The organism is Sulfitobacter sp. PR48, from assembly GCF_028807335.1.
Taxonomy (GTDB): Bacteria; Pseudomonadota; Alphaproteobacteria; order Rhodobacterales; family Rhodobacteraceae; genus Sulfitobacter.
Map to the genome: position 1 here is coordinate 1 of NZ_JARAMM010000066.1, position 1,095 is coordinate 1,095.

General features: G+C 30.9%; 1 protein-coding gene and 1 pseudogene. Both read right to left on the reverse strand.

The features are described from left to right. Positions 1–9: 9 nt before the first annotated feature. Positions 10–141 (reverse strand): annotated as a pseudogene (locus PVW51_RS24240) (IS4-like element ISAba33 family transposase); the annotation flags it as partial. Between the two features lie 27 nt (positions 142–168). Further along, on the reverse strand, positions 169–1,095 hold a 927-nt coding region (locus PVW51_RS24245; protein ID WP_274578238.1), incomplete at its 5' end, for a hypothetical protein.

Here is a 1,095-nt window from a genome sequence, read left to right on the forward strand (position 1 = left end):
CGACAAATTTCATAGGACCCTTGTCCTATCAGGCTTTTTCTTTCTTAAAATTGCGAGCACTTTCTTAAATTCTTCTTTTTTTCCAAAACCAATCAAACGTAGAATAGCCATTTGAACATAGTCCAAACCGTAGCGAAATAAACGGCTATTTGCAAAATGAGGTTGAAGTTACTTAGGCATACTTTTTAACCAACCATAAAGGTATGGGTCTTTTTTCAATAGATTAGCAATCATTTCAACGCGTTTTGATTTATCTAATTTTAATAGAATACTTCTGAGATCAGCATTTATAGATTTTTCTGGCGCACCTCGGTCACGTGCTTTGCTATACCAATCATGTCCAAGAGTATATTCATGGTTTTCCATATATATAGCTCCCAATAAAGTACATGGTCTGTAGTCCTGAGAATTATTTTCATGAGCTTTTACGCCACATTCTATTGCTGTATCGACTTTTCTAATATCTCTCTTAACTCCCCCCAATGTAGTGAAATAAGCTGACAATAATTTTTTATTTTTGTTTAGTGAGATTTCAGTATTTTCTAAAAACTTTTCAGCCTCTTTACTTGCTTTAGCTTTTCTTAATTGACTAGAGGCATTAATAGCATTCCAATGTAATTTGGTTGTCTTATATTCATTAAGATAAAAATCAGCTTCTACACGATGAAATTTCATCTTAAGTTCATCTGTAAAAAATTGTCGTCCTTCCGAATTTAACCAAATAGCATCTTGTTCAGATAATCTCTGATTATTATCTAATAATTTCAATATATTAATTAACTTCGCTCTATGCTTATCAGCTATATCATAGAAGTAAATATCATATTTTTTTATTAGATTTTTTTCTTTTTGCCTCTCTATATATTTAGGGTCAGATTCTAATTTTTTCCTACGTTCACGTTCAGCTTGTTCTCTAACTTTTCTTTCCTGAGCTAATTTTTCTTGTTGTTTCTTTAACTGAATTAGTTCTAATTCTCTTAGTTTTTCCAAGCGTAATCTTTCTGCTTCTAAGTATTCTTGATGCTTTATTCTGTCATTCTTATATTGATTAAAAGAAATTTTACCTTCAACTAGACTATGTAAAGCATTAAGGTT